At 60.3% G+C, this 1555-nt stretch carries 2 protein-coding genes; both read right to left on the bottom strand.

What is annotated here, in order from left to right; all coding sequences use genetic code 11:
• Window positions 1-863, bottom strand: an 863-nt coding sequence (locus tag CO667_RS34495; protein WP_097622261.1) for a carbohydrate ABC transporter permease, incomplete at its 3' end; no start/stop codon positions are given.
• A partial coding sequence (locus CO667_RS34490) for a sugar ABC transporter permease (protein ID WP_097622260.1) occupies window positions 860-1555 on the bottom strand: 696 nt, incomplete at its 5' end. The genes CO667_RS34495 and CO667_RS34490, both read right to left, overlap by 4 nt.

The following is a 1555-nucleotide window of genomic DNA, read 5'->3' as shown; positions in this document are numbered from 1 at the left end:
GCCATGTTGACATTGTATTCGACCACCCCGGTCGAGGTGTTGACGACATTGTTGAGCGCCACCGTCATCGGCATGGAGTCGCCGGTGCCGGCATAGGCCGAGGCAAACAGGAAGTCGTTCCAGATATTGGTGAACTGGTAGATGACGGTGACGACGATGATCGGCAGCGAGTTCGGCAGCATGATGCGGCGGAAGATCTGGAAGAAGCTGGCGCCATCGACCTGGGCGGCGCGCACCAGCTCGGTCGGAAAGGCCTCGTAGAAATTGCGGAAGAACAGCGTCGTGAAGCCGAGGCCGTAGACGACATGGACGAAGACCAGATTGACCGTGGGATTGCCGAAGCCGAAGGCAAAGCCGGTGGCATCCTGCAGCGTCATGCCGAAGCGGCCGAGCGAACCGAGGATCGTCGCCATCGGCAGCAGCACCGACTGGAACGGGATGAAGCAGGCAAACAGCATCAGCCCGAACACCAGCGTATGGCCGGGAAAGCGCCATTTGGTCAGGATATAACCGTTGAGCGCCCCCATAATGGTGGAGATTGCCACAGCCGGCACCACCATCTTGATCGAGTTCCAGAAGTAGCCCTTGATGCCGGCGCAGGTGAGCCCGACACAGGTCTCGCCCCAGGCCTTGATCCAGGGATCGAAGGTCGGTGATTGCGGCAGCGCCAGCATGTTGCCGTTCTGGATCTCGTCCATGGTCTTGAACGAGGTGGTCAGCATGACGAAGAGCGGCATCAGATAGAGGACGGCGAAGATCACCAGCAGGCCGTAGATGACCAGGCGGCCGATCCAGCGGGTGTTGCTGTTCCTGTTGTCGCTGGCCTGCGAGGTCGCCATTGCCGGAGAGGTTACGCTGCTCATCGCGCCTTCTCCTTCAGTTCGGAATAGAGATAGGGCACGATGATCGCCGAGATCGTCATCAGCATGATGATGGCGCTGGCCGAGCCGACGGCCATCTCGTTGCGCTTGAAGGTGTATTCATACATGAAGTTGGACGGCAGCCAGGCCGAGCCGCCGGGCCCGCCCGAAGTCAGCGCCACCACCAGGTCATAGGACTTGATCGCCATATGGGCGAGCACGATGAAGGCGGAGAGAAAGATCGGCCGCAACAGCGGAATGACGATGCGCCGGTAGAGCTGGAAGGGTGAGGCGCCGTCGATCTGGGCGGCCTTCATGATCTCGCCGTCGATGCCGCGAAGACCGGCCAGAAACATCGCCATGACGAAACCGGATGCCTGCCAGACGCCGGCGATGACGACGGTGTAGATGACGAAGTCCTTGTTCTTGATCCAGTCGAAGTGGAAGCTTGTCCAGCCGAAATGGTGCAGCGTCTGTTCGAGCCCGAGGCCGGGATCGAGGAACCATTTCCAGGCCACCCCTGTAACGATGAAGGAGAGCGCCATCGGATAGAGGAAGATCGGCCGGAGTATCCCCTCGCCGCGGATCTTCTGGTCGAGCAGGATGGCAAGCAGCAGGCCAAGCGCCAGGCAGATGCCGACATAGAGGAAGCCGAAGATCGCCATATTGGTGATCGAGGTGTACCAGGAGGACGG

This window comes from Rhizobium sp. L43 (assembly GCF_002531725.1).
In the GTDB taxonomy this organism is placed as follows: Bacteria; Pseudomonadota; Alphaproteobacteria; order Rhizobiales; family Rhizobiaceae; genus Rhizobium.
The sequence above is the reverse complement of the archived record's forward strand: the minus strand, read 5'-3'. Positions and strand labels throughout refer to the sequence as shown.